This is a genomic window from Bifidobacterium sp. ESL1118 (assembly GCF_058505595.1).
The window spans coordinates 985,000-1,010,051 of record NZ_CP196371.1; the positions used below are offsets into that span (position 1 = coordinate 985,000).

A 25,052-nucleotide genomic window follows, 5' to 3' on the forward strand; every position below is an offset into this window, starting at 1 on the left:
CATCGAGATCAGGGAGAGAAAGAAAAGACAATGATGAAGAGCAAGAAAAACGATTCGGATACTTTGGAAACAATCGACGCGCTGCCTGTCAAGCGCCCAGGCTCGCTCGTCGCGGGCGTTATTGTCGCGTTTCTGGTGGTGTGGTTTGCGCGCGGACTGGTGACCAACGAAAAGCTCGACTGGCCGACGGTCTGGCACTATCTGTTTGATGGGAACGTGTTGGATGGCATTGGCTGGACGTTGATTCTGACAGTCGGCTCGATGCTGATCGCCGTGTTGCTTGCCGTCGTTTTGGCCATGATGCGCAAGTCCGTCAATCCTGTGCTTCGTGGAGTCAGTTGGTTCTACATCTGGTTCTTCCGTGGCACCCCTGTGTACACACAGCTGATCTTCTGGGGCCTGTTCGTAGTGCTTGTCCCCAAGATCTCGCTCGGTGTTCCGTTCACGTCAATTGCCTTCTGGTCCATTGATTCGCAGGATATCAACAATTTCATCGAACCGGGCTTCATTGCGGCATTACTTGGGCTGGCCTTGAATGAAGCTGCCTATCTGGCGGAAATCGTGCGTACAGGCTTGGATGCGGTGGATGAGGGGCAGACCGAAGCCGCTCAGGCGCTTGGAATGAGCCGCGGGCAGATCATGAGGCGTATCATTCTTCCGCAGGCCATGCGCATCATCATTCCGCCTACCGGCAATGAGACCATCAGCATGCTCAAGACCACCTCGCTGGTGATGGCCGTCCCATTCACGTTGGAGCTGCAGTTTGCCACCACCACCATCGCCAATAGAATCTACAAGCCGATTCCGCTGTTGTTGGTCGCTGGTATCTGGTATCTGCTGATCACCTCAATTCTCATGGTGGCCCAGGCACAGCTTGAAAAGCACTTTGGCAAGGGCTTTACCAAGGAAATAGCCGGGCAGGACGGAGTTGAGGAATCTACAGCAAAGGTATCTGTGGACGCTGCGCAGACCGATACCAATATCAAATTTATAGGGCTCAACGCCTGATTGAGCAATACAGTAGAAACTTCGTAGGCAAAGGAAAAAAGATGACGGACACAGTTGATATGAACAATGAAGAAATATTTGAAGCATCGGCCGGGGAAACCGCACAGCCGCAGGATGGGGGGATCGTTCCTGCCGTCAAGGCCACCAATGTTCATAAGACGTTCGGTAGCCTCCATGTGCTCAAAGGCATCAATCTTACCGTTGCGCCTGGCACAGTGACCGTGATCCTAGGGCCGTCCGGCTCCGGCAAGTCCACGATGCTCAGGCTCATCAACCAGCTTGAGACGCCCAGTGCCGGCAGTATCGAAGTCAACGGCGAACTCATGGGTGTCAAGCATGTCATGCACAACGGTGAAGACAGGCTTCAGATGTTGAACGAAAAGGAAGTCGCCAAGCAACGCGAGCAGTTGGGTATGGTGTTCCAGCGCTTCAACCTGTTCCCCCACATGACGGCGCTGGAGAACGTGATGGAGGCGCCGGTGCATGTGGCCCGGGTGCCCAAGGCCGAGGCTCGCAAGCAGGCCATGGATCAGCTGAACCGTGTGGGGCTTGCCGATAGGGCTGATTACTACCCGATGCAACTTTCGGGTGGGCAGCAGCAGCGTGTGGCCATAGCCCGTGCATTGGCGATGAACCCCAAGATCATGCTCTTCGATGAGCCGACCAGCGCCCTTGATCCGGAGCTCGTGGGTGAGGTGCTCAAGGTGATGCAGCAGCTTGCCGAGGACGGGATGACCATGATTGTGGTGACCCATGAGATAGGTTTCGCACGTGAGGTCGCCGACCAGATCGTGTTCATGGATGGTGGCATGGTGGTGGAGCACGGCACCGCCGACATCATCGACCACCCGTCCAGTCCGAGATTCTCGGAGTTCCTGAGCCATGTGCTGTAGACCCTGTCCTCGTCCGACAGGGGATGCCAAAGGGAGATTGATTTAAGCTCTAGCAAAGCCATATGCTATCGCAGTGGCAATGCCTTATCTGCTCTGAGCTTGTAATGTGTCCAGATACGTTTACAGTGGTAGGTTATGTGTGGAATCGTAGGATACGTAGGAAATAAAACGGCATGCGGCAAACCGCTTGAGGTCTGTCTGGAAGGCCTGGGGCGTCTGGAATACCGCGGGTATGATTCGGCAGGAGTGGCGGTGGTCGCCCCTGGAATGCAGTCCGCTGCCGTGCGCAAGAAAGCCGGACGGCTTGCCAATCTCAAAGCAGAGCTTCAACGCAGCCCATTGCCTGACGCCACGGCTGCCATAGGCCATACTCGTTGGGCCACCAATGGTGAGCCAAGTGATGTCAATGCCCACCCTCACATCAGTGCAGATGGGCATATCGCCATCATTCACAACGGCATCATCGAGAATGCCGGTCGCTTGCGTGACGAGCTCAAGGGTGAAGGGTACAATTTCGCCTCGGCCACGGATACCGAGGTGGCTGCGAAGCTACTCGGCAAAATAGCGGAAACGGTGATAGCACAGACCGGTGCCCCCGATCTGTTTGAAGCCGTGCGCCGCATGGCCCGAATGCTTACCGGAGCCTTCACCATCCTTGCCGTGGACTCACGTCAGCCGGGTATCGTGGTTGGCGCCCGTCACGATTCGCCGCTTGTGGTTGGTCTTGGCGAAGGTGAGAACTTCCTCGGCTCCGATGTGGCAGCCTTTGTGGCCTATACGAAGAATGCCATGGAACTGGGGCAGGACGAGGCTGTGTGCATCAGCTCGGATGCGGTCACGGTCACCGACTTCGAAGGCAATCCGGCTCCGGACGTCAAGCGGTTCAGTGTGGACTGGGATGCCAGCGCGGCCGAAAAGGGCGGTTGGGGCTCGTTCATGGACAAGGAGATCCACGAGGACCCTGCCGCGGTGCGTGACACGTTGCTTGGCCGGTTCAACAATGAAGGCGACATCGTGCTTGACGAGGTACGCATAGAACCGGAGGTCTTCCGCACGGTGGACAAGATCATCGTCGTGGCATGTGGCACTGCCAGCTACGCCGGCATGGTTGCAAAATACGCCATCGAGCACTGGGTGCGCATTCCCGTTGAAGTTGAACTGGCTCATGAGTTTCGTTACCGTGACCCCATCCTTACCCCGCGTACGCTCGTGGTGGCCATTTCACAGTCGGGTGAGACCATGGACACGCTTATGGCTTTGCGGCATGCACGCGAGCAAGGCTCTCGTGTGCTGGCCATCTGCAACACGCAGGGGTCATCCATTCCCCGCGAGTCCGATGCTGTGCTCTACACTCATGCGGGCCCAGAGGTGGCTGTGGCCTCCACAAAGGCATTTGTCTCCCAGATCGTGGCCGCTTACCTGCTTGGTCTCTTCTTGGCGCAGATCAAAGGCACGCTCTATGCCGACGAAATTCATGAGATAGTCAATCAGCTTAAGGCCATGCCGGGCAAGATCCAGTGGGTGCTTGACACTCAAGCAGACGCGGTTGAAGCTGCTGCTGAAAAACTCTTGAATGCCCGTTCGTTTCTCTTCCTCGGGCGCCACGTGGGCTACCCGGTGGCTATGGAGGGCGCCCTCAAACTCAAGGAGGTGGCATACACATTTACCGAAGGGTTCGCCGCCGGTGAGCTTAAGCATGGTCCTATCGCTTTGGTGGAGGCGGGAGAGCCGGTGGTGGTCATCGTGCCTTCCTCGCGTGGGCGTAATGTTTTGCACGCCAAAGTGGTCTCTGGCATCGAGGAAGTCAAGGCAAGAGGGGCGTTTACGCTGGCCGTGGCCGAAGTCGGCGATCCTGATGCCGAGCTCTATGCCGATATGGTGTTCTGGAGGCCCGAATGCCCCACGCTCTTGAGCCCCTTGGTCGACGTGGTCTCGCTCCAGCTTTTCGCGCTCGATATGGCGACGCTCAAGGGCTACGATGTGGACAAACCACGCAATCTTGCCAAATCGGTGACGGTTGAGTGACCATGGCGAACCAGCGGCATCGTTGGGTGAAGAATGAACCCGAGATCCCTTTTGAGCTTTCGGTGCTCTATGCCGATGAGTCGATTATCGTAGTCGACAAACCGCATTTTCTTGCCACCACACCCAGGGGCATGTGGTATAGTCAGACGGCGTTGATTCGACTGCGAACGATGTTCGGTGACGAACGCATCGTTCCGGCCCATCGTCTTGACCGCATGACTGCGGGTGTGCTGCTGTTCGTAAGGGATCCTGCAAAACGTGGCGCCTATCAGATGATGTTTCAGAATCACGGTGTCCTTAAGACCTACGAATGTCTTGCACCCATGCGTCCACTTGTCAGACCGCCTACCGGTACCATTGAATTTTTGGTCCGTCCAGCGGTTTTCCCGCTTATACGTCGCTCGCGCATCGTCAAGGAGCGCCATAGACTTCAGGCATATGAAGTCAGGGGAATTCCCAATGCGGTGACACGAATAGATTTGGCGGAGTCTTCCGCTTTTGAACAAGGGATGAGGAAATACGTGCTCAATCCCCAGACGGGCAAAACACACCAATTGCGTGTGCATATGAACTCTCTGGGGCTGCCGATTCAAGGTGACGATTTCTATCCACACATTGAGCAACGGGCATATGATGATTTCTCCAATCCGCTTGAACTTGTCGCCCGCAGTATGGAATTCTGCGATCCAATCAGCGGTGAGACGCGCAGATTCGTTTCACAGGTGCCTCTGCATATGGTCTAGATGGCACGGGCCGTACGCTCTTGGCGATTGAATAGGCGCAACTCCGGGCTGCTGGCCGGGCTATTGGGTGCAACAAATGGTTCGCTTTGTGCTGTGCCTTACCTTGCAGCGTTACTATGTACGCGGTATGATGGCTGGCGTTGTCAACGGTTGAGAGAATGTCTAATTAGCAATGCAGAATCGCCTGAGCCGATTGTAAGGATTAAAAGAAGAATGAGGACAATTTATGATTACAATGCCGTCCTTTTTGATTTGGACGGAGTTCTGACCCCCACCAGTGTGCTGCATCGCAAGGCTTGGAAGCTACTTTGTGACGACATTCTTCCCAGCGGTGTACCTCCTTACAGCGCACAGGACTACTTGAAATACGTAGATGGCAAACCGCGGTATGAAGGCGTCGATTCGCTTTTGAAAAGCCGTGGCATCGAGGTTCCTTGGGGACAATCGACCGATGGGGATGACATCCGCAGTGTCTGTGGATACGGCAACAGAAAAAACACTGTATTCGAGGGGCTTCTGCACAGATAAGGGATATCTCCATACCCTGATTGTGTCGATGTGCTACGTCACCTTCGCGCGGCGCATATCAAACTAGCCGTTGTCTCGAGTTCTCGCAACGCGTGGGAAGTATTGAAATCCGCAAAGATCTTCGGGTTCTTCGACCAGATCGTAGACGGCCGTGTTGCCCAGAAAGCGCACCTCAAAGGCAAGCCTCAGCCTGACACCTATCTTTACGCTGCAACCATGGTCGGCGAGGAACCTAAGGATTGCGTTGTCGTGGAAGACGCTCTTTCGGGTGTGGCGGCCTGCCGCGCCGGAAAGTTCAGATTGGTTCTTGGTGTAGATCGTGGGGCAGGCAAAACAGGTCTTCTTGATTCCGGTGCCGATGAGGTCATCGAACAGTTGGGCGACATGATCGATTCTTCGGCATTTGATCTACGCAGGCGGCAGGAGACGGGGGAGGGTGCTGACCCACTTGATGTCCGGCATTATCCGATTGAGCCATGGGCGTTTATACAAGAGGAACGCCTGACTCGAAAAGCGCCACACTGTTTTCCGTATCCAACGGAAGTGTGGGAGTTCGAGGGACGGGGGTGCTACCCGCTCCCTTGGATCGGGTACATTCCTGAGCGGCTTCCATGAAACATTCCAAATCAAGCACGCGGAAGATGCCTACGGCTACGCACGTATCGGCCAGGTAATTCAAGGGGTTCCGGATTGCTGTGATTTCCATTTCATCGTGGAGGGAGAGGAGCTGACCCAAAGAATCTCCTGTAGGCAGGGCCTTGGGCATATCTTGGATTGAAGAGCGCTTCACTGTGCGCCACGGTTGCACATTGGATGTGCGCATCGAACGCATCGCATGCCTGTTTAGAAAGGATCTCGTGCTCAGTCGTGTCATGTTGAGGGGGCATGGCGGCAATTTTCTTGTTCGGGTTGAGACTGTGGCCAATGGCGACAAGGACCAGGTCGAAGGCATCGACATCCTTGTGGAAACGGCACGAATGTGGCATTCGATCGGTTGCTATGACACTGATGGACGTTTACACATCAATTGCGTCACCGGGCCGGACGAATACAGTGCGTTGGTCAGCGAAGATTATTACACCAACAGTATGGCGAGGTTTAACCTCAGAGCCGCCGCGGCTTTTCTCAAGATGTTGCAGGAGCGCTATCCCGAAGGCTATGCCGCTGCATGCGATCGGCTTGAGATGGACGATGACGAAGTGCGAGCATGGCTCGCGGATGCCCAGGCCGTGGTTCTTCTTTACGACGATGGTGCCGGCATCGATCTGCAGTATGCTGGCTTTGAAAATCATAAGGATTGGGATTTCGAGCATCATGCCAAGCGCTCGTTGCTGTTGCACTACCATCCGTTGGATATCTATCGCCACAACGTGTTGAAACAGTCCGATTTGGTACTGGCATTGTATTTGCTTTCCGACGAGTTCGACGATAGCAGCAAGAAGGTTGATTTTGACTATTATGATCCACTGACCACAGGAGATTCCACCTTGTCTTCCTCGGTACAGTCGATTATGGCATCCGAGGAGGGGCATCCTGGTCTTGCGATGCGCTATTTCCGTGAAGCTTTGTTCACGGATGTGGCGAATCTGCATGGCAATACATCCGATGGTTTGCACCTGGCTGCGCGGGGGTGTCTGGCAGGTTCTTGTGGCGGGCTTTGGTGGCTTGCGTGACTCAGGTGGAACACACCTTTCCATCAATCCACGATTGTCAGAGGGTTGGAAATCCCTTACATACCGGCTGCGAGTGAAAGATACATGGATCAAAGTCCATGTGACTCACGGACATATCGATGTCACACGTGTTGAAGGTGAGGAATTGAAGCTTGAGATCCAGGGCAAGACGCTGCTCATCTGAACGATTGGCTTGCTTTCGATTGCTTAATTGCGCAGGTTGACGTGTTTGTGTGGTTTGATGAAACGCCTCGAACGTCATCCATGATGTTCTCAAGGTGCATTGGTGGTGTAGCCTTGGAACGATGGGATATGGTGTGATGATACGACATAGGCTGCAGCATTTTGTGGCTATTGCAAGCGTGTTTGTGGTGGTGCTTGCGGTGGGCTCGTGCGGGACGGGCACCGACACCCGTACTGTGGTCAACGTATGGTCGTGGGAACCGAGCATGGCCGCCGAAGCGAGTGCCTTCGAACGGGCAAACCCCGACATCCGTGTCGATGTGACTGAGCAAAGCGGTTACGATAACCTGAACAGTGCGATTCAGGACGGCTATGGGCAACCTGACGTGGTGCAGCTTGAGTACTATGCCTTGCCCCAGTACGCAGTCAGCGGCCAGGTGAGGGACATCACGGCTGATGCCTCTTCCTATGGCTCATCGTATTCGCCTGGCACCTGGTCCTCAGTGCAGCTGAACAACCGCATTTACGGATTGCCGCTCGATTCAGGCCCAATGGCGTTCTTCTACAACAAAGATGTGTTCGATCAGGCGGGGATCGATGCCACAAAGATCCATACTTGGGACGACTACTATATGGCGGCGAAGAAGCTCAAGGCCATTGGCGCCTACATCACTGCGGACTCGGGCGATGCCAGTTTCTACAACGCCATGATATGGCTTGCTGGAGGTCGTCCTTTCAGGTCTTCGGCTGATGGCAAGTCGGTGACCATCGATTTGGCGGATGACCCTGGAACCAAACGCTTCAGCACGTTCTGGCAGAAGATGATCGATGAGGGCCTGGTCAACACCCGGCTCACCACATGGTCTGACGATTGGAAGGACAAGGTCAGCAGCGGCAATGTGGCCTCGCTGTTTGCCGGTGCCTGGCTTCCCTCGTTGCTCTTGGCGGACATGCCCGGCACCTCGGGACTGTGGAGGGTGGCTCCTATGCCTACTCCCGACGGGAATCCCGAAAATGCCGAAAATGGCGGTTCCGCTCTGGCGATTCTTCAATCGAGCCGTAAGCCGAAAGCGGCCTTCCGTTTCATACGATTCGTCAGCCAAACTCGGTCCGGAATCGATCTGCGCGTTGCGGGAGGAGCGTTTCCTGCCGACCAGACATCGCTCAATGATTCGAAGTTCCTTGCTAAAACGACGGTGAAGGACAGTCGAGGTGTGGAAATTCCATATTTCGGAGGTCAGGAGTTCAATCGTACGCTTTCCAGGGCTGCCAAAGATGTGTCGGTGGGTTATTCATACCTTCCGTTTGAGGTCTATGCCCGCAGCGATTTTCGTAATACGGTCGGTAACGCCTATCAATGGTCGAACAAGAAACTGGTGTTCGAACAGACCGAACAGCGCATCGAGGAAGGGCAGACCAATCCTGACGGGTCTGCCATCCAACTTCCGGACAACCCTGGAGCCAAGGTGAGTCTTGCCGATGGTTTGGCTGCTTGGCAGAAGGATCTCAAGGAGTACGGCGTCAATCAGGGCTTCAGAATTCATTGATGGCGACATGCATCATGGAATTCGCAGTATTCCCATTTTGATGCTGTCTATCAGTGCATGTTGGTCGAATCAATGGTTTTTTCATAGATAAATAGCATTCCTTCGAAGATGAGGTCCTGATCATAGATGTCGATCATGTCGGTTTCGCCTTTGAAGATCGAAGAGAGTCCACCCGTGGCCACCACGGTGAACTCCTCTTGCAGCTCTTTGTGGAACTGATTGATGATGCGTTCGGTGCCGCCCAGAAAATTATAGAAAAGCCCCGCCTGCATGGCGGTTTTCGTTTCCGTCGCCAGTACGGTGGACGGCCGTGTGATTTCGACTTCCGGCAACTGCGCCGTGCCGTTCCATAGTGAGCTGGCTGCCGTACGTAACCCAGGAGTAATGAGGCCCGCCGTGATGGCATGGTTTGCGTCAAGATAATTGAAGGTGGTTGCTGTTCCGAAGTCAATGACCAATGCAGGCACTCCGTACAGATAGTAGGCGCCCACACAGTCTGCCAGACAGTCGGCTCCTAGGGATTTAGGATCATCCATGCGTATCGAGAGTCCTGATCTGGTGCCTTGTCCGACGATTATCGGCTCCAGACCGAGGAATTTGACGATGCTGGCCTTAAAGGAATGCATTACCTGCGGAACGACGGATGCGATGATGACATCGTTGATTTCTGTGGGTTTTATGCCATCCAAGGCAAGGAGCTCAATGAGCGCCAAGCCATATTCGTCGGAGGTTCTTCCGTTTTCCGTGGCTATTCTGTATGTTCCGATGATTTTTCTGTTGTCAATGAAACCGATGACGATGTTGGTGTTTCCGATGTCGGCTGCTATAAGCATGGTACTTCTCCTTACCGTGGCGTTTGTATGACTTTCAGTCTGGTAGGTTCGTGAAATTACGCTGCATCCAAGCTGCGAACAGTTGAGGCCAGACCTGGATGCAAGGTTCGATGCCGTCGCTTCTGCTTCCAGCCGTCTCCGCTGTGCCTAGGCTCAATCCATGACCACCGGTTGGAAAGATGTGCATTTCCACCGGTACCTGATGTGCAATGAGCGCCTGTGCAAAGAGCAATGAATTCTGTACCGGCACAGTGTTGTCCGTGGTGGTGTGCCAGATGAAGCAGGGAGGTGTGTGCGCAGTCACATGCCTTTGCAGACTAAGCTTCTCCAGCATCTCCGGATCGTTCTTGCGATTTGCGAGCAGGGCATCGAAGCTTCCACGATGTGCGTATTGACCGCCGTCGATGACGGAGTATGCGAGCATGCAACCATTCGGCCTGATTTGGTCGGGGATGAAACCACGTGATGCAAGTTCGCCGCCGTCGAAATCCGTGGCAAGATTGGCTGCCAGATGGCCACCCGCTGAGAATCCGGCCACAACGATAGCGTCTGGGTCGACGTGCCATTCCTTGGCGTTTGCCCGTATGGTACGCATGGCTTCGGCCAGCTCAACGAGTGCCGTGGGGTAGCGGGAAGGCGCCACGGAGTACCGTAATATGAAGGCATGATATCCGTAACCGAGCATCGTGCGGGCAATTGGCTCGGCCTCGCGGTCGGAGGTCATCTCGTAACCTCCTCCAGGAATGACGAGCACCGCCGGACGTATGCGTTCCATATCGATTTCGACGGAGTTCTCGATGATGTATCCAGTGAAACTGGCGGTGGTTCCGTCTATCCCTGTGATGGTTTTTTCAATGTACATAGTGTAACGGATCTCTCAAATCTGCAGCGACTCCTGGTGAGGGGCCTCGCACCTCCTGCCACGCCGCTGCCTGGAAAAGACAACAATACCAATGATATTCTAGAACATCCGTATCTAAAATCCAACCGCTGCGAACATTGCGTATTGGGATCGAAGGCCGACCGGAATGATTCATAAGCTGTCGTGGCAAAACGACATGGTGAGTTCGGTCAGCGATGACCATATGGCATCTGTAACGGCAGATCTGCTAATTGGCGGATCCATATAATTTAATGAATTGATAAAATGAAGTCATGCAGTCTATGATGATACCGAACACAATAAATACCTACTGCCAATGTGGGTGAGCATGCAAAGGAGCGACCTTATTATGCGCCTTTGGGATATTGACAAGATCGAATATGTTGGTAGGGAGGCTGGGCCGAAAGAAGGACTCGGATTCCGTTATTACGATAAGAACCGTATTGTGGCGGGCAAGCCGATGAAGGATTGGCTGCGGTTCGCCGTGGCTTGGTGGCACACGTTTAATCAAGGGCTCGTTGACCCGTTTGGCGACCCCACAGCCCAGCGTCCCTATTACAAATACACCGATCCGATGGATCAGTCATTGGCCAAGGTAGATTATGCCTTCGAGCTCTTCGACAAGCTCGGAGTCGAGTTTTTCTGCTTCCACGACCGCGACCTCGCCCCTGAAGGAGACACATTGCGTCAGACCAACGCCAATCTCGACAAGGTTGTGGACCGTATCGAGGATCACATGAAGACCAGCAACGTGAAACTGTTGTGGAACACCTCATCGCTGTTCACCAACCCGCGTTTCGCTGACGGCGGCGGCACTACTCCGTTTGCCGACATCTATGCCTACGCTGCAGGCCAACTCAAACACAGTCTTGAGATTGGAAAACGTCTCGGTAGCGAGAACTATGTCTTCTGGGGTGGACGCGAGGGATACGAAAGCCTGTAGAACACGCAGATGAAGCGTGAGCAGGACCATATGGCTCGGTTCTTCCACATGTGCGTGGACTATGCACATGAGATTGGCATGAACGCCCAGTTCCTCATCGAGCCCAAGCCCAAGGAGCCCACGCTGCACCAGTATGACTACGATGCCACCACCATCAACTTCCTGCGCACCTATGGCCTGGAGAACGACTTCAGGCTGAACCTTGAGGGCAATCATGCCAATTTGGCGATGCACACCTACCAGCACGAGATCCGGGTTGCCCGCGAGGCAGGATTCTTGGGTTCGCTCGATGCCAATCAGGGTGACAAGCTCATCGGCTGAGACATGGACGAATTCCCCCTCCGACCTCTACGAGACCACCGCAGTGATGTGGGAGGTGCTTGCAGCAGGCGGGATCGGTCCTCACGGAGGGCTCAACTTCGATGCCAAACCGCGCCGTAGTTCCTTTGAAGCCAATGGTCTCTTCCGTACTCATGTTGTAGGTATGGATGCCTTTGCCGCCGGCCTTCTGGTTGCGGCCAAAATGCACGAGGACAAATACATCGAGAATCTGCAGGCCGAACGGTACAGCTCCTTCGATTCCGGCATCGGCAAGACCGTCGAGGACGGCGCCGCCACGCTTGCCTCCCTTGAGGACTATGCCATCGACAGGCCGCAATCGGAGCTCATTGGTTCCATGCACTCAGACCATCTTGAAGAGGTGAAGGCCACCATCGGCAACTATATGGTCGATGCACTTTCCGAAGCCTGATTTCCCTTCGAGGCACCGCAGCGATTGAGCTCTTGTTTAAGAGCATGAATTCAGCCTCCTGCGGATCTGAGACATTTTTAGGATCTGTTCCGAGTCGTTGTATGAGTCGTTCAGCATTGGTTGCCGAACGAGTGTCATTCCAGAGCAATGCGTCGCGAATCACCGCCCCATACTCGTCGAGCAGCACCATGCCGTGTTGTTGGCCGCCTGCCGATATTGCGCTGACATCATCCAAGACACCTGCTTGAGAAGAAGCCTCAAGGAATGCATTCCACCATGCCATCGGATCGACGCTTGTTCCCTCTGGGTGTGGTGCCTTTCCGAAACGCACTAGTTTGCCGCTGCGTGCATCCGTCACCCTGACTTTGCAGGATTGTGTCGAAGTGTCGACGCCTGCGACCAATGTATTCATATTCATCTCCATCGTATGAGGTTGGCGGTATCGTGTCACCATTGCTTAAGTACAACGAATTTATTATATCATGCCTGTTGTAAAGTAATATCAAACCTTGGCCTCAGCATGGTAACAATGCCAAGGTACGTGGCAAGGTTTCGTCATATGCCTATCGGATTGTGGGGCTAAGCCTTGAGAATGGAAAACATAGCATGGAAGCACGTCACAGCATTAATCAGGATGATTTGCGAAATCATAATCTGTCAGTCATTCTCGATACCATCCTGCGGTCTGATACCCCATTGAGTCGAGCCGAATTGGCGAAACGTACAGGGTTGACCAAGGCCACTCTTTCGTTGCTTGCGGCATTGTTGATTGACAATTGCGTGGTCAAGGAATTGGACCGTGAGAAGTCGGCCACTAAATATGGAAGGCCAAGCACGCCCTTGACGATCAGAGGAGGCTTGCGCGCGGGGATTGGCATGCAGATCAATACAGATGGCTATGGCTGCTTGGCTCTTGATCTGGACGGTTCCCTTATAGATTCAGATTGGGTCAGTGAAGATATGAGCGATGCCGACCCTGATAGGGTATTCGGTGCGTTGGAATCCATGGTTTCCAGGATGACGAGGAAACTTGAATCAAGCCGTTATACGATTGTCGGTTCAGGTCTTGCGCTTCCAGGGCTGGTCGACGATAATCTGCATTTGCTCATGGCAAGGAACCTCGGATGGGACCGCTTGGACCTCAACCAATTCCGAGTGGTGAGCCAGTTACACACTCAAGTCGGCAACGAAGCGAAGATGGCCGCTCTTTGCCAAATACCTGGGTATGCTACCAAACGCGCGGAGCATCAGACGGTGAGTGCAATTTCGCCGTCTGATTCATTTATCTACATATCGACAGACATCGGTATCGGTGGAGCCGTGGTAAAGAACGGAACGATATGGTATGGGGATCACGGTTTCGCGGGAGAACTTGGGCATGTATGTGTGGACATCAATGGTCCAATTTGCCGATGCGGAAGAAGGGGATGCCTGGAAGTGTACGCAGGCCGTCGTGCGTTGGTGGAAGCGGCGGGCATCGCGTCAGGTCACGAAGCCACGAGTGTGCAGGCCGACAAAAAACTGTATGAGTTATGGAGACAGGGAGATGCAAAAGCAGTGGCTGCCATAGACCGTGCGCTGACCGCATTGATCTCGGTGATCACTTCGACCATGAACATATTGGATATCGGCACTGTGGTGTTGGGAGGGTTCTGGAACAATTTTGCCGACGGTCTCAGCGAGCGCTTGCAAACGAACATCAGCTCGTCGGTTCTTGCCGGGAGTGCCATACCCGTAAGGGTGTTCAATTCAAATTTGACCCCCTATCCGGCATTGTATGGCGCAGCGGAGGTCGGTCTGCGCCAGTTTGTCGACAACCCACTTCATTTTCTGTCTGTTTCGTAAAATGTTGTTCAGACCCTTCTGGCGAAAACAGGCGTTCTTGTTCCATAGGTGGCATATCATAAGTGAGGCAGACGACCCTCAGGGCGGCTAGCTGAACATTGATACATCGGCGCTGCACCACGGCTTCAGCATTGAACCATGCTGAACTTTGATGCGAGTTTGCCATGTATGCATCGACGAGCACAATAAGAAGGATCATGACATCAGGAACCGGTGCACACGAGAACGACGGCGCAACCTCAGGGCAGAACAACACAGACAACAGCGCAGCCAACAACACAGTCAAGAATACGGATACTTCACACTCCGATGGCGATGCGGGCCTGACGCAGCACTCCAGTGTGGCCAGTACAGACCCCTCGTTGCGGGCACGGGCAAAGGAGTCCGGCTCTGGGCAAGGCAGGCACCGCTGGCACAAGTGGCTGTACATTGGTGTGGTAGTGCTCATCGTTGCCGTATTGGCTCTGGCCTTCGCCATCAATGGCAAGCCAAAATCACCCGAGCAGTCGGCGCAACAGCGTGAATCGAGCATAAGCATAGGCCTCAAACTGGCCCCGGCGAATCTCGATATCCGCAATCAATCAGGTTCGGCTCTGGACCAAGCCCTTGTCGGCAATGTCTATGAGGGTCTTGTGGCTCGAAACGAAGAGAACCAGGTCGTGCCCGGCCTGGCCAAACGTTGGCAGGAAAGTGACGACGGCCTGACGTATACGTTTACCTTGAACCATGGAATCACCTTTTCCAACGGCGACAGGCTCACCGCGCAAGATGTGGCATGGTCCATCAACGAGTTGAAGCAGAAGGACTATCATGATGCCGAGTCGCTTCAGCATTTCAAAGCCGCTGAGGCGCCGGACGCGCAGACGGTGAAAATCACCTTGAGTGCGCCATATTCGGAAACATTATGGGCGTTGACCGGCAGACCGGGCTTGGTTTTCGACCGCAGGGCGAACGTGGATATGAAGACGCAGGCCTTGGGTTCCGGCCCCTATACGGTGGCTCAGTTCGTGCCCAATAGCTCACTGACGCTCAAGGCGAACCCCAAGTATTGGGGCAGTCACAAGGCCAAAACGCCAACAGTGGTGCTGCGATACTACACCGACGATAACGCGGCTGTGAATGCCCTGAAATCCGGGGATGTGCAAGCGTTGGCTCCGATTACGCAGAACCTGGCCAGTCCCTTTGCCAATGATACGGAACATTACAGTGTCAAGGTCGGCGAAGGCACCGACAAATATGTACTTGCCATGAATTCAAAAGGTTCGAAGACATCCGACATTCGTGTTCGCAAGGCCATCCGACTCGCCATCGACCACAAGGCGCTTGTGGCATCGCGGGGAGGTGCAGACAGGCTGATGGGAGGGCCGATTCCGTCGTTGGACCCGGGGTATGAGGATTTGAGTGGAAGAGTTTCGAAGCCCGATCCCAATCAGGCCAGGAAGCTGCTCGCCGAAGCTGGTTACAGTAAGGACCATCCACTCGAACTTCGCTTGGAGTATGCCAACACATACGGCACGGAACTCGGCGATCAGCTCCGCAGCCAGCTCAAAGCCGTGGGAATCAATGTGACGCTGAACGTCGTCGAATTCTCCACTTGGATGCAGGACGTCTATATGAACAAGAATTATGACCTTTCCTTGGTCGATCACAGCGAAAGCCATGACTTCGCGCAATGGGTGAACCTCAAGTACTACTACAACTACGACAACGCGGAGGTCCGCTCACGTTATGATGAGGCCATGGCCGCTCACGACGATGGCCGGCGTGACAGGTTGCTTGCCCAGGCCGCAAGACTGGTCAGCGACGACGCTCCTGCCGATTGGCTATTCAACTATCGGATCACCACGGCCATGGTTAAAGGTCTTTCGGGATTCCCTCTCAATTTGAATCAGACACTGTTGCCGATGTGGAACGTCACCTACACCAAGGCGTCATAAGGTAGTATGTCGATTAGTCTGTGTCGCGGTTGTTCGTCTGGCCGCAGAACGTTGATTTCGGCTAAAGGAGGGTTCATGCGTTTCGTCCTGCAGCGTTTGCTACTGTTCGTCATCACGTTGCTTGGGCTTTCGGTCATTATCTTTGCCACGCTGAGAGTGCTTCCCGGCGATGTCGCGCAGATCATGGCCGGACTGAACTCGCCTCCTGAACGGGTGGAACACATCAGGCAAAGCATGGGTCTGAACAAGCCGATCGTCCAGCAATATGTTGATTGGATGGCAGGCCTTGCCCATGGAGATTTCGGCTTTTCCATGCTCACTGGCAGAGGGGTGGCGTCTACAGTGGCATCTCGTGCCAGTGTGACGTTCCCACTCATCATCATGGGGCTCTTGGTTGCCATCGTTGTGGGAATACCGTGTGGCTATGCGGCGGTCATGGCGAGGAATGCGGCGGTGCGTTCGCTGTTCCACGTCTTTGGCATTGTCGGTGGCGCCGTTCCTGCATTGTGGGGCGGCTCGTTGCTCATACTGCTGTTTTCCAAAGGGCTAGGTGTGTTCGGCATATTCCCCTCGCAGGGTTTTCCCAATGCCGGTTGGGGTCAGCCGTTCTCAGCACTCACATCTCTCATATTGCCGGCGTTGACCGTCGGTGTCATCGACGGCGCAACGCTCATGCGCTACACCCGTTCCTCGCTCACCGATCTGCTGAGTTCGGGAACGATCGATATGGCCATGGCGTGTGGGTATACGCGTCGTCAGGCGATGCGGAACGTGGGGCTGAGACTGGCGCTGCCACAACTTGTCTCTGTGACCGGTCTGATGTTCGCCAGCATGATTACCGGGGTGATGGTCATCGAGAACCTGTTTGCATTGCCTGGAATAGGATCAGGCTTGGTCACCGACCTGGGCAACCGCGACCTCATCGCAGTGCAAAGCGAGTTGTTCATGTTGGCTGCGTTCTTCCTGGCCATGGGATTTTTGGTCGACATTGCCCATAGATTGCTTGATCCGCGTCTGAACCGTTCGATGGAGGGACGCTGATGCAGAAGTTTCACGTTGTTCTACGCTCATTGTGGCGTCAGGGAGAAGGAAAATTCTCCATCATCGTGCTGGTGATTTGGGTGCTCGTTTCGCTATTGTCGATGGTGTGGACCCCGCAGTCGTTGTGGCAGACGGACGGATACACTGTCTGGCAGAGGCCTTCGGCACAGCATTGGCTGGGTACGGATGGCACCGGGGCCGATGTGCTCAGCTGGCTGATGGCCGGTTCGGGCACGAATCTCCTGATCGCCCTGCTTTCCGTGCTATTCTCTGCGGCGTTGGGTTTGCTGCTCATCGCCATGATGGTTTCGCGTTCATCGGCTCTCTCCAGCGTTTCGGTGGTGGTGGTCGATGCGCTGATATCCATTCCCACCATGCTGATCGCGTTGGTGCTTGCCGTGCCTATGGGTCCTTCGATAGCGGTGATTGTGACGGCATGCGGCATCGGTCACGGACTCAATCTGGCTCGTGTGTGCCGTCCACAGGCCCTGCTGGCGGCGCAATCGGATTTTGTGGAGTCGGCGCTGGGCGCAGGTGCCAGTGAGCTATCGGTGTTCATCCACCACATTGTTCCGAACACGTTGCCCGCGTTTACGGTTCAGCTCTCACTTTCCGCCGGCACGGCGGTGCTAGCCGAGAGCGGATTGACGTATCTGGGCGTGGGAGTCCCCTCCGGTGTGCCCAGTTGGGGGCATTCATTGGCCACATCGGTCAAGTTCATCAACGTATATCCAGCCACGGTGCTCTGGCCGGGGCTACTGGTCACCGTAGTGGTCGTGGCGCTCAATGTATTCGGTGATTGCATTCGTAATGCCATGGACCCACTTGCCAACGCGGCGCTGCGCAAGATGGGAACGGATCCGCAACCTCAAACCAGGCAGGCTCGTCATGAGCATTGATATCAGGCATCTCAATATTGATATCGATGGAAAGCCGATCGTTACCGACATCAGCCTCAATGTGGCCGACGGGGAGCGCGTGGGGCTGATTGGTTCATCGGGTTCCGGCAAATCGATGATTTCCAAGGCCATACTGGGACTACTGCCGCTTAATGCCGGAGTTTGCGCAACAGGCTCCATTCGGTTGGCGGGTACAGAACTTCTCGGTGCCGACGATACTCAGCTCGCCGGCATCCGAGGAAGCGCAATCGGGACGATTTTCCAGAATCCCGATGCGAGCCTCAATCCGGTCTTGCGCGTACGCGATCAAATCGAACTTCCGCTCAAGCTGCACTACGATTTGAGCAAACAGGAGCGCCGGGAACGTATGGAAGCCATGCTACGTAAGGTCGGGCTCGACGAACAGTTGGCGAGCGCCTTCCCCTCTGAACTTTCCGGTGGCCAGCAGCAACGTGTCTGTATAGCGACCGCACTGATCACCTCACCGCGGTTCATCATCGCCGACGAGCCAACCACCGCCCTCGATTCCGTCATTCAGCGCCAGATCATCGATCTCTTGGTTTCGTTGGTCAACGACGCCCATGCGTCCATGCTGTTCATCACCCATGATTTTGCCGTGTTGCGTCGTGCCACCACGCGGTGCTATGTCATAGAAAGCGGAACGCTCGTCGAATCGGGGAGCACCAAAGATCTACTGGAACACCCAACTTCTTTGCCAGCCAAGCAGCTGGTCAAGGCTGCCAATGAGCTTACGCTGTCAGTTGCCGATTGCGGCGGTGAGGAGGAACGATGAGATCCGATGGAATCAATGCTCAGGAGTTCGTGATACGCCGGAACGCCGGAGAGGCCGCTCATTCCCCAGAACCCCTCATGCGAGCCATCGACATCTCACGGATTTTCAGCAGAGGTAAACGCAATGTGGATGCGTTGAACCATGTGAATCTGGACCTTTATGCAGGTGAATGCGTCGCGCTCATCGGCGGGTCGGGTTCAGGCAAGACCACGCTGAGCCGTATTCTACTTGGGCTTGATGTGCCAAGTGCAGGCACAGTGACGTACCGCGGCCTTCATGTTTACGGACGGCGCAGCGAGGGGTATAAAGCTTTGCGGCGGGAATCCGGACTGGTGTTTCAGAATCCATTTGACTCTCTTGATCCACGTTGGACTGTCGGTCGCAGCGTTGCCGAACCCCTTTGGCTGACGCAACGGCATTTGCCGCGGCAAAGTGTCCATGAACGTGTAGTTTCAGCCTTAACGACTGTGAGCCTTGAACCGAATGAATTCCTGAATCGATATCCCATGGATCTTTCGGGAGGGCAGGCGCAAAGGGTGGCCATCGCGCGGGCGATCGTAACCAAGCCTTCCCTCATTGTGGCAGATGAACCCATGAGCGCCATTGACGTGGTGGCCCGGTTGAGAATTCTCGAAGCGTTCTCGGCGGTTCGCAGGAATAATCCGAACAGCGTGCTTCTCATCGTTTCCCACGATCTCGGTGTGGTGCAGCGCATCGCGGACCGTATTGTTGTATTGCATAACGGAATAATCGAAGAGGCCGGAAGCCTGCATGAGATTCTTAGCCATCCGAAATCGTCTTACACCAAATTGCTGATCAGCGCGGCCTCGTAACATGCATAGTGATGACGTATGGTTATGGCATTGGCGTTTCCGGCATAGAATGCCAGCTTATCTTCTTTTGCCGAAGCTCCGTACTATAAATAACTGATCACTTGACATGGTTCAGGTATGATTGAGCTATGGCTGATTTTGATGAAATTTTATCCACGCAATCCGATTTCGATGCAGGTGATCGTGAATGGCTGCATCTCTTGGTTGCGGATTGGCAAGTCGTGTCGGATCTGTGTTTTGCCGATCTCCTGCTGGTGCTCAGGCGTGACGACGGCAGCTACATCGTCGCCGAACAGTGCAGACCCTCCACAGTGATGACGTTGAGGACCGATGATGCCATCGGTCAGAGGATTCTGCACGATGGAGCCGCAAAAGCCGAGAAGGCGTTCCAATCAGAGGGAGTGACGATCGCCAAGGAGAAGGAGATCATCGGCGACAGTGCCGTGTGCAATGTCTTTGCACCAGTACGTTGCGGATCGAAAACCTTGGGTCTTGTGGTTAGGGAGACCAACATGGCCACGCGTGAATCCAACGGCAGGTATGAATCGGAGAGCATCAATGCCGGCAAAAAACTGTTTGCCATGATCGCCCGCGGTCAGTTCCCCTATCATGATGTGGTCATGACTCAGCGTCACAACGCCAGGGTTTCCGACGGCTTCATCATCCTCACCGCCGATGGTATTGTCAGCTATGCCTCTCCCAATGCCATCAGCTGTTTCCGCAGGCTCGGCGCAATGACTGACATGGAAGGACACTATCTGAGCGAGGTGGGCACAAAACTGATTCATCGCGGAGACCCGGTTCCCGACGATTTGCCTGATGTGCTCAGTGGCAAAATGGCTGCCGATTGTGAGCTGGATGCCAACAATTCCATGGTGTCTATGCGATCTTTGCCACTGTACGATGAGAAAAAGCATATAGGGGCCATTGTGCTCTGCCGTGATGTCACCGAACTGACACGGCGCGAACAGGAACTGGAAACGAAGGATGCCACTATTTCGGAAATTCATCATCGCGTCAAAAACAACCTGCAGACTGTTTCCGCTTTGCTCCGTCTGCAGGCTAGGAAAACGAAACTGCCTGAGGTCAAGGCAGAGCTCAAAGAGGCTGAGCGACGTGTGCAGACCATAGCCCGCGTTCACGAGGGCCTGAGCAAGACCGTGGATGAAGTCGTTGATTTCGATGAGGTGATTTCCGGATTGCTGAAGATGAGTGTTGACCTGGCGACGATGCAGGATCAGCATATCGGTATTCACTATATAGGAAAATTCGGGATGATGCCGGCCCAGGATGCCACACCGCTCTCTTTGGTGTTGACTGAACTGATTACCAACGCGGTGGAACATGGGTTCGAAGACCGCAAGGAAGGCAACATCACCATCTACGTCGGTCGTAGCGGTAAACACCTCAACGTCGTTGTGGAAGATGACGGATCTGGCATGGATAAGGAAGAGAGCGAGGGCCTGGCCCGCTCTTCTGGCTCGGGTTTGGGCACCCAGATCATCAATACCTTCGTGACCAATGATTTTGGAGGCACCGTACGTTGGGAGCCACGCCCTGAAGGGGGCACCCGAGTCATTCTCGACATGCAGTTGAGGGCAGCCGAAGAATAACCAAACAATTCGGCATGTGAACGGTGCTTGTGGTTCACGGGCTCTGTACGCTGTAATCGATTCAAACCAAGGCATCATGGGAGGCAGGTCTTGCAGATAACATACGACTGGTGGGTTTCCGTAATGTTATACTTCCCAAGCTTGGTATTTGCAATGCTGTTCATTGTCTCCGTACACAAAGAGCCTCGTCGGTTTCGTAATGCCATATGGCTTGCGTGCTTTCTACTCTTCTTGGCCAGCGCACTGTTGCTGCGATTCGGAACCGATAAGGTTTTGCTGCCGATGGCATTGGTGATTGCGTTCACCCCATTGGCAGTCCTAGCGTTTTTGCTTATCAACTCTTTTGTTGTTTGGCGTCACGAAGGGGTTAATGCTACAACGTTGCTTCCGCTCATGGTCGCCGTATTGATGGTTGCGGCGGCGCTGATGTTTCCCATGGCATTATATTATCGGGCATCGTTCTGGTTCAAGGTTTTTGCGCTGCTCCTGTTGTTGGAGAATCTTTGGTTCTTTTTCACGTTTGCAGCGTTGCTGGTATATGTCACTGTGTATAGGTTCATGCCACGACGTAGGAAATATGATTATATCGTCATTCATGGTGCCGGCCTGCAGGGTACCAGACCCACGCCTCTGCTCAAAGGACGTATCGACAAGGCCTATGATCTTTGGAATCGACAGGGGAGGAAGGCATTGTTCGTCGTCTCCGGCGGCAAGGGGAACGACGAGGAAATCAGTGAAGCCGAGGCAATGCGTCGATATCTGCAACACGACCTGGCAGTGGATCCTCGCTATATTCTTATGGAGGACCATTCAACAACGACAATGGAGAATTTGAAGTTTTCCAAGGCATTGATGGACAGGCGAAGTGGGGCAAGGCCATACCGAGCGGCTTTGGTAACCAGCGACTACCATGTGTTTCGTGCATCCGAGTATGCCCGTTCCATTGGCCTGGTGGCTGATGGGATAGGTTGCCACACCAAAGGCTATTACTGGCCAAGCGCCTTTATCAGAGAATTCGTAGCCATTACGGCACACCATTTCTGGCCTTACCTGGCCATTGCCGTTGCGTGGTTATGTTGGACATTGTGGTTGCTGTTGAGGTAGAAGCACCCTGACATAATGATATTGCTTGTGAACGGCTTTCGTTGGGTCCGTGTAAGTGTTAAGGAGAGTAAATGATTGACGAAGTGGTGCTGCTGAGGCATGGAAGAACGCAATATAATCTGGTGCACAGACTGCAAGGGCAGGTGGATGTGCCACTCGACATCGTGGGCCAATGGCAGGCGGACCAGGCAGGTCTGGAGCTTGCGAAGCGTTTTTACTGGGCCAAGCCCTCTTACATAGCACATCATCCACAGGCACTGTTCCAGCCCGGTCCCAAGGCCGCCGAACGCAGCGACATCAGCGAATACCAAAAGGCGCCGGCGGCAAGGCGAGCTATGAAAGTAGTTTCCAGCGATTTGTGCCGTGCAGCCCAGACGGCTCACGCCTTTGCCGATTTGCTTGGATTGCCGGTCACTCTCGATGCACGTTTGCGGGAGCGAGATTTCGGCCAGTGGGAAGGCAAGACCCGCCCGGAGATCAAAGCCATGGATCCCGAGGCGTACGAATCCTGGCGTGCCGGCAAGGGCGGTGAGCGGGCCTATGGCGTGGAGACCCGCACCTCTGTCGGCAAGCGTGGTGTCAAGGCCATAGGCGAGCTTATCAGCGAGGATGCAGGAAACCATACACCGACCACACTGCTGGTGGCCAGCCATGGTTCGTTCATCGCCGCCACCACGCAGATGCTGCTCGGCCTTGATCCTGAGGACGATGTTCTTGGTGCCGTCGGCAATGCCTATTGGACCACCTTCGGTGTCAGGACAAGCGAAGATGGAGTGCTCAAATGGAAGCTTGAGGAATTTAACCAACGGCCGGATATCGCCAAGACTTCGAATTGGATCGATGGTCCGGATAATCTTCGAAACCCCGACATGCCCAAGATGGTGCCATACGCCCAGCTTTCGGCATCGGCCTGACGCGTTGAAGGGCAAATGTGCGCTGTATTTGCCACCATATGCGAAATCGCGGCACACATGTTGCGACTCTGGTTTATGGTGATACGTTGGGTTTGGTCGAAAACCTTCTAAACAAAGCCGAAGGCAGGTGAGCAGGCATGCTGAGAATTTACAACACTGTAGATGGACAGGTGGAACAGCTGAAGAATCCGGAGAACGGTTCTTGGTTATGTCTGAGCGATCCGACCGATGTGGAACTGACCACCGTAAGCCAGGAAACCGGAATCGATCTTTCTGATTTGCGCGCGCCTCTTGATGATGAAGAGCGGTCCAGGGTCGATGTAGAGGACGACTATACCATGGTCATTGTCGACATTCCCACAGTCGAGGAGCGTGACGGGCATGATCACTATGAAACGATTCCTCTTTCGATCATCGTCTGCTCTGGACTCATCGTTACCGTCTGTATGCAGGACACGCCGGTATTGCATCCGTTCATGGAAGGGACGATTCGTGGGTTCAACACATATATGCGTTATCGGTTCATTCTTCAGATCCTCTACCGCAATGCCACCATGTATCTCAGATATCTGCGCATCATCAACAGGAAATCCGACAATTTGGAATTGAAGCTCCGCCACTCCATGCAGAACAAGGAGATCCTTCAATTGCTTGAGTTGAGCAAGACGTTGGTGTATTTCACGACGAGCCTGAAGTCCAATGAAATCGTCATGGAAAAACTCAATTCCCTCAACCGTGCCAATGCCTTGCACCACATCAAGCGCTACGACGAGGATGACGACCTGCTTCAGGATGTTATCATCGAAAACAAGCAGGCCATCGAAATGTCAAATATCTATAGCGGTGTTTTGGCCAACATGACCGATGCATCCGCATCGATTGTCTCCAACAACCTCAACAACGTGATGAGAATCTTCACCATCATATCCATCATCATCTCCGTGCCAACGCTGATTTTCTCGATGTATGGCATGAATTTCCAGAACGGCATGATAGGTATGCCGTTCTCAAATTCCCCACATGGCTTCATCATCGTTGTGGTTATCTCGGCTTTGTTGTGTGGTCTGGTCACTTGGTGGCTGTTGCGTTCCAAATTGTTTAAGTAGGCTCGACCACAAGAGGTGGTTCAAGCCAAGTCAGGGGTTTTAACGATGGTATCGCGTGGATTCAATAAGGCGGCAGGTGTGCTTTTGACTCTTGCCATGGTTCTTTCGGTGGGGGCCTGTTCCTTTGATTCCACGCAGATCGACATATCTGGGGGCCCCACAATCGCCATCGGAGTCGCCTCGGATATCCCTGGTGTAGGATTCGAGCATGACGGTGCATATTCCGGTTTTGATGTTGAGATCGCAAGGTACGTGGCGCATAAGCTTGGCTATTCGGACAAGCAGATTACCATCAAGCATGTTGTTCCGGCGGCTCGTGTAGATGCATTGGAACGCAATGTCGTGGATATCCTCGTTTCACCGCTGCATGAAAACGATGTCAACACGCAACGTGCAGGGTCGACGAATCAAAATGAGAATTTTGAATTTGCAGGCCCCGCATTAATAACATGGCAGGACTTCCTGGCACCAGCCACGCAACGAAGGGAACTCGCAGGTAGCCACGGTCTTGACGGCAAGCGAATCTGCACAGTCAAAGGGTTGGGTGATGAGGACGGCGTTACCCAGGCCGCCTCTGGAGCTCAGTTGCGCCAATATGCCGATTATGGACAGTGTCTGACTGCGCTCATGGCTCACGAGGTGGACGCAATCAGCGCCGATGACGCTTCGCTTAGGGGTTTCTCCTCTAAGGCTTCTTCGGTGAAGTTGTCGCTGCTTGGCAAGAAGGTATCAAAAATAGAGCATGGTGTCTGGACCAAACGGGGCACCACAAGACTCAAGGAAAAAATATCGGATATCCTCACTTCTATGATCAATGATGGCGCTTGGACCCGCGCTGTACATATGATGAGGGACACCACAGGTTATGTGCCAGATATGAAACTGAACCCGCCCCGTGTCAACAAGTGAAAAAATACCGCTTGTGCCGCATTCGTGTCCAGTTGAATGGTGATAATT

General features: G+C 54.1%; 22 protein-coding genes and 2 pseudogenes. 21 read left to right on the forward strand and 3 right to left on the reverse strand.

Annotated elements, in window-relative coordinates:
• The first annotated feature begins 33 nt into the window (after positions 1-33).
• From ACSYSS_RS03825 to ACSYSS_RS03865, 9 genes are all read left to right on the forward strand, one after another.
• Positions 34-1,008, forward strand: a complete 975-nt coding sequence (locus tag ACSYSS_RS03825) for an amino acid ABC transporter permease (protein ID WP_491704211.1) — start codon at positions 34-36, stop codon at positions 1,006-1,008.
• Positions 1,009-1,067: 59 nt separating this feature from the next.
• Positions 1,068-1,901, forward strand: a complete 834-nt coding sequence (locus tag ACSYSS_RS03830) for an amino acid ABC transporter ATP-binding protein (RefSeq protein ID WP_491704212.1) — start codon at positions 1,068-1,070, stop codon at positions 1,899-1,901.
• A gap of 135 nt (positions 1,902-2,036) precedes the next feature.
• A complete protein-coding gene (glmS, locus tag ACSYSS_RS03835; RefSeq protein WP_491704145.1) occupies positions 2,037-3,926 on the forward strand; it encodes a glutamine--fructose-6-phosphate transaminase (isomerizing) in 1,890 nt (629 codons plus the stop codon).
• Positions 3,927-3,952: 26 nt separating this feature from the next.
• The gene (locus ACSYSS_RS03840; RefSeq protein ID WP_491704146.1) at positions 3,953-4,669 is read left to right on the forward strand and encodes a pseudouridine synthase; all 717 of its coding nucleotides are present in this window, start codon (positions 3,953-3,955) and stop codon (positions 4,667-4,669) included.
• A gap of 213 nt (positions 4,670-4,882) precedes the next feature.
• Entirely contained in the window at positions 4,883-5,197 is a 315-nt protein-coding gene (locus tag ACSYSS_RS03845) for a hypothetical protein (RefSeq protein WP_491704147.1), read from the forward strand.
• 30 nt (positions 5,198-5,227) lie between these two features.
• A complete protein-coding gene (locus ACSYSS_RS03850; RefSeq protein ID WP_491704148.1) occupies positions 5,228-5,812 on the forward strand; it encodes an HAD family hydrolase in 585 nt (194 codons plus the stop codon).
• 143 nt (positions 5,813-5,955) lie between these two features.
• Positions 5,956-6,870, forward strand: coding sequence for a hypothetical protein (locus ACSYSS_RS03855; RefSeq protein WP_491704149.1), 915 nt, complete (start codon positions 5,956-5,958; stop codon positions 6,868-6,870).
• Positions 6,803-7,054, forward strand: coding sequence for a glycosyl hydrolase family 65 domain-containing protein (locus tag ACSYSS_RS03860; RefSeq protein WP_491704150.1), 252 nt, complete (start codon positions 6,803-6,805; stop codon positions 7,052-7,054). Before ACSYSS_RS03855 ends, ACSYSS_RS03860 begins: the two co-directional genes overlap by 68 nt.
• Before the next feature lie 121 nt (positions 7,055-7,175).
• Complete coding sequence (locus ACSYSS_RS03865; protein ID WP_491704151.1) at positions 7,176-8,600, forward strand: extracellular solute-binding protein; 1,425 nt, start codon at positions 7,176-7,178, stop codon at positions 8,598-8,600.
• A gap of 50 nt (positions 8,601-8,650) precedes the next feature.
• Here ACSYSS_RS03865 and ACSYSS_RS03870 read toward each other — a convergent pair whose 3' ends face one another.
• Positions 8,651-9,433, reverse strand: a complete 783-nt coding sequence (locus ACSYSS_RS03870) for a type III pantothenate kinase (protein WP_491704152.1) — start codon at positions 9,431-9,433, stop codon at positions 8,651-8,653.
• A 34-nt stretch (positions 9,434-9,467) separates the two neighbouring features.
• Positions 9,468-10,295, reverse strand: a complete 828-nt coding sequence (locus ACSYSS_RS03875; RefSeq protein ID WP_491704153.1) for an alpha/beta hydrolase — start codon at positions 10,293-10,295, stop codon at positions 9,468-9,470.
• A 370-nt stretch (positions 10,296-10,665) separates the two neighbouring features.
• Here ACSYSS_RS03875 and xylA point away from each other — a divergent pair.
• Positions 10,666-12,010 (forward strand): annotated as a pseudogene (gene xylA / locus ACSYSS_RS03880) (xylose isomerase).
• 78 nt (positions 12,011-12,088) lie between these two features.
• Here the strand turns inward: xylA and ACSYSS_RS03885 are convergent.
• Positions 12,089-12,422, reverse strand: a pseudogene (locus ACSYSS_RS03885) (FGGY family carbohydrate kinase); the annotation flags it as partial.
• 194 nt (positions 12,423-12,616) lie between these two features.
• On the opposite strand from ACSYSS_RS03885, the gene ACSYSS_RS03890 reads away from it, so the two are divergent.
• From ACSYSS_RS03890 to ACSYSS_RS03940, 11 genes are all read left to right on the forward strand, one after another.
• Positions 12,617-13,855, forward strand: coding sequence for an ROK family protein (locus ACSYSS_RS03890; RefSeq protein WP_491704154.1), 1,239 nt, complete (start codon positions 12,617-12,619; stop codon positions 13,853-13,855).
• A 197-nt stretch (positions 13,856-14,052) separates the two neighbouring features.
• The gene (locus ACSYSS_RS03895) at positions 14,053-15,792 is read left to right on the forward strand and encodes an ABC transporter substrate-binding protein (protein ID WP_491704155.1); all 1,740 of its coding nucleotides are present in this window, start codon (positions 14,053-14,055) and stop codon (positions 15,790-15,792) included.
• Positions 15,793-15,867: 75 nt separating this feature from the next.
• Complete coding sequence (locus tag ACSYSS_RS03900; RefSeq protein ID WP_491704156.1) at positions 15,868-16,833, forward strand: ABC transporter permease; 966 nt, start codon at positions 15,868-15,870, stop codon at positions 16,831-16,833.
• Entirely contained in the window at positions 16,833-17,732 is a 900-nt protein-coding gene (locus tag ACSYSS_RS03905; protein WP_491704157.1) for an ABC transporter permease, read from the forward strand. The genes ACSYSS_RS03900 and ACSYSS_RS03905 overlap by 1 nt, the downstream gene beginning before the upstream one ends.
• Complete coding sequence (locus ACSYSS_RS03910) at positions 17,722-18,525, forward strand: ABC transporter ATP-binding protein (RefSeq protein ID WP_491704158.1); 804 nt, start codon at positions 17,722-17,724, stop codon at positions 18,523-18,525. Before ACSYSS_RS03905 ends, ACSYSS_RS03910 begins: the two co-directional genes overlap by 11 nt.
• Before the next feature lie 77 nt (positions 18,526-18,602).
• The gene (locus tag ACSYSS_RS03915; RefSeq protein WP_491704213.1) at positions 18,603-19,358 is read left to right on the forward strand and encodes an ABC transporter ATP-binding protein; all 756 of its coding nucleotides are present in this window, start codon (positions 18,603-18,605) and stop codon (positions 19,356-19,358) included.
• Positions 19,359-19,486: 128 nt separating this feature from the next.
• Entirely contained in the window at positions 19,487-20,971 is a 1,485-nt protein-coding gene (locus ACSYSS_RS03920) for a sensor histidine kinase (protein ID WP_491704159.1), read from the forward strand.
• 282 nt (positions 20,972-21,253) lie between these two features.
• A complete protein-coding gene (locus ACSYSS_RS03925) occupies positions 21,254-22,075 on the forward strand; it encodes a YdcF family protein (protein ID WP_491704160.1) in 822 nt (273 codons plus the stop codon).
• A 71-nt stretch (positions 22,076-22,146) separates the two neighbouring features.
• Positions 22,147-22,989: a histidine phosphatase family protein gene (locus ACSYSS_RS03930; RefSeq protein ID WP_491704161.1), complete on the forward strand. Its 843-nt coding sequence runs from the start codon at positions 22,147-22,149 to the stop codon at positions 22,987-22,989.
• A gap of 137 nt (positions 22,990-23,126) precedes the next feature.
• Positions 23,127-24,095, forward strand: coding sequence for a magnesium transporter CorA family protein (locus ACSYSS_RS03935; RefSeq protein ID WP_491704162.1), 969 nt, complete (start codon positions 23,127-23,129; stop codon positions 24,093-24,095).
• Positions 24,096-24,140: 45 nt separating this feature from the next.
• A complete protein-coding gene (locus ACSYSS_RS03940) occupies positions 24,141-25,004 on the forward strand; it encodes a transporter substrate-binding domain-containing protein (RefSeq protein ID WP_491704163.1) in 864 nt (287 codons plus the stop codon).
• Positions 25,005-25,052: the final 48 nt, after the last annotated feature.

What these genes read in the sequence shown, in the direction of transcription:
- ACSYSS_RS03825 (WP_491704211.1), top strand. Translation starts at nt 34, where the DNA reads ATGAAGAGCAAGAAAAACGATTCGGATACTTTGGAAACAATCGACGCG.
- ACSYSS_RS03830 (WP_491704212.1), top strand. Translation starts at nt 1,068, where the DNA reads ATGAACAATGAAGAAATATTTGAAGCATCGGCCGGGGAAACCGCACAG.
- glmS (WP_491704145.1), top strand. Translation starts at nt 2,037, where the DNA reads ATGTGTGGAATCGTAGGATACGTAGGAAATAAAACGGCATGCGGCAAA.
- ACSYSS_RS03845 (WP_491704147.1), top strand. Translation starts at nt 4,883, where the DNA reads ATGAGGACAATTTATGATTACAATGCCGTCCTTTTTGATTTGGACGGA.
- ACSYSS_RS03860 (WP_491704150.1), top strand. Translation starts at nt 6,803, where the DNA reads ATGGTTTGCACCTGGCTGCGCGGGGGTGTCTGGCAGGTTCTTGTGGCG.
- ACSYSS_RS03865 (WP_491704151.1), top strand. Translation starts at nt 7,176, where the DNA reads ATGGGATATGGTGTGATGATACGACATAGGCTGCAGCATTTTGTGGCT.
- ACSYSS_RS03870 (WP_491704152.1), bottom strand. Translation starts at nt 9,433, where the DNA reads ATGCTTATAGCAGCCGACATCGGAAACACCAACATCGTCATCGGTTTC.
- ACSYSS_RS03875 (WP_491704153.1), bottom strand. Translation starts at nt 10,295, where the DNA reads ATGTACATTGAAAAAACCATCACAGGGATAGACGGAACCACCGCCAGT.
- ACSYSS_RS03890 (WP_491704154.1), top strand. Translation starts at nt 12,617, where the DNA reads ATGGAAGCACGTCACAGCATTAATCAGGATGATTTGCGAAATCATAAT.
- ACSYSS_RS03895 (WP_491704155.1), top strand. Translation starts at nt 14,053, where the DNA reads ATGACATCAGGAACCGGTGCACACGAGAACGACGGCGCAACCTCAGGG.
- ACSYSS_RS03900 (WP_491704156.1), top strand. Translation starts at nt 15,868, where the DNA reads ATGCGTTTCGTCCTGCAGCGTTTGCTACTGTTCGTCATCACGTTGCTT.
- ACSYSS_RS03905 (WP_491704157.1), top strand. Translation starts at nt 16,833, where the DNA reads ATGCAGAAGTTTCACGTTGTTCTACGCTCATTGTGGCGTCAGGGAGAA.
- ACSYSS_RS03910 (WP_491704158.1), top strand. Translation starts at nt 17,722, where the DNA reads ATGAGCATTGATATCAGGCATCTCAATATTGATATCGATGGAAAGCCG.
- ACSYSS_RS03915 (WP_491704213.1), top strand. Translation starts at nt 18,603, where the DNA reads ATGCGAGCCATCGACATCTCACGGATTTTCAGCAGAGGTAAACGCAAT.
- ACSYSS_RS03920 (WP_491704159.1), top strand. Translation starts at nt 19,487, where the DNA reads ATGGCTGATTTTGATGAAATTTTATCCACGCAATCCGATTTCGATGCA.
- ACSYSS_RS03925 (WP_491704160.1), top strand. Translation starts at nt 21,254, where the DNA reads ATGGCATTGGTGATTGCGTTCACCCCATTGGCAGTCCTAGCGTTTTTG.
- ACSYSS_RS03930 (WP_491704161.1), top strand. Translation starts at nt 22,147, where the DNA reads ATGATTGACGAAGTGGTGCTGCTGAGGCATGGAAGAACGCAATATAAT.
- ACSYSS_RS03935 (WP_491704162.1), top strand. Translation starts at nt 23,127, where the DNA reads ATGCTGAGAATTTACAACACTGTAGATGGACAGGTGGAACAGCTGAAG.
- ACSYSS_RS03940 (WP_491704163.1), top strand. Translation starts at nt 24,141, where the DNA reads ATGGTATCGCGTGGATTCAATAAGGCGGCAGGTGTGCTTTTGACTCTT.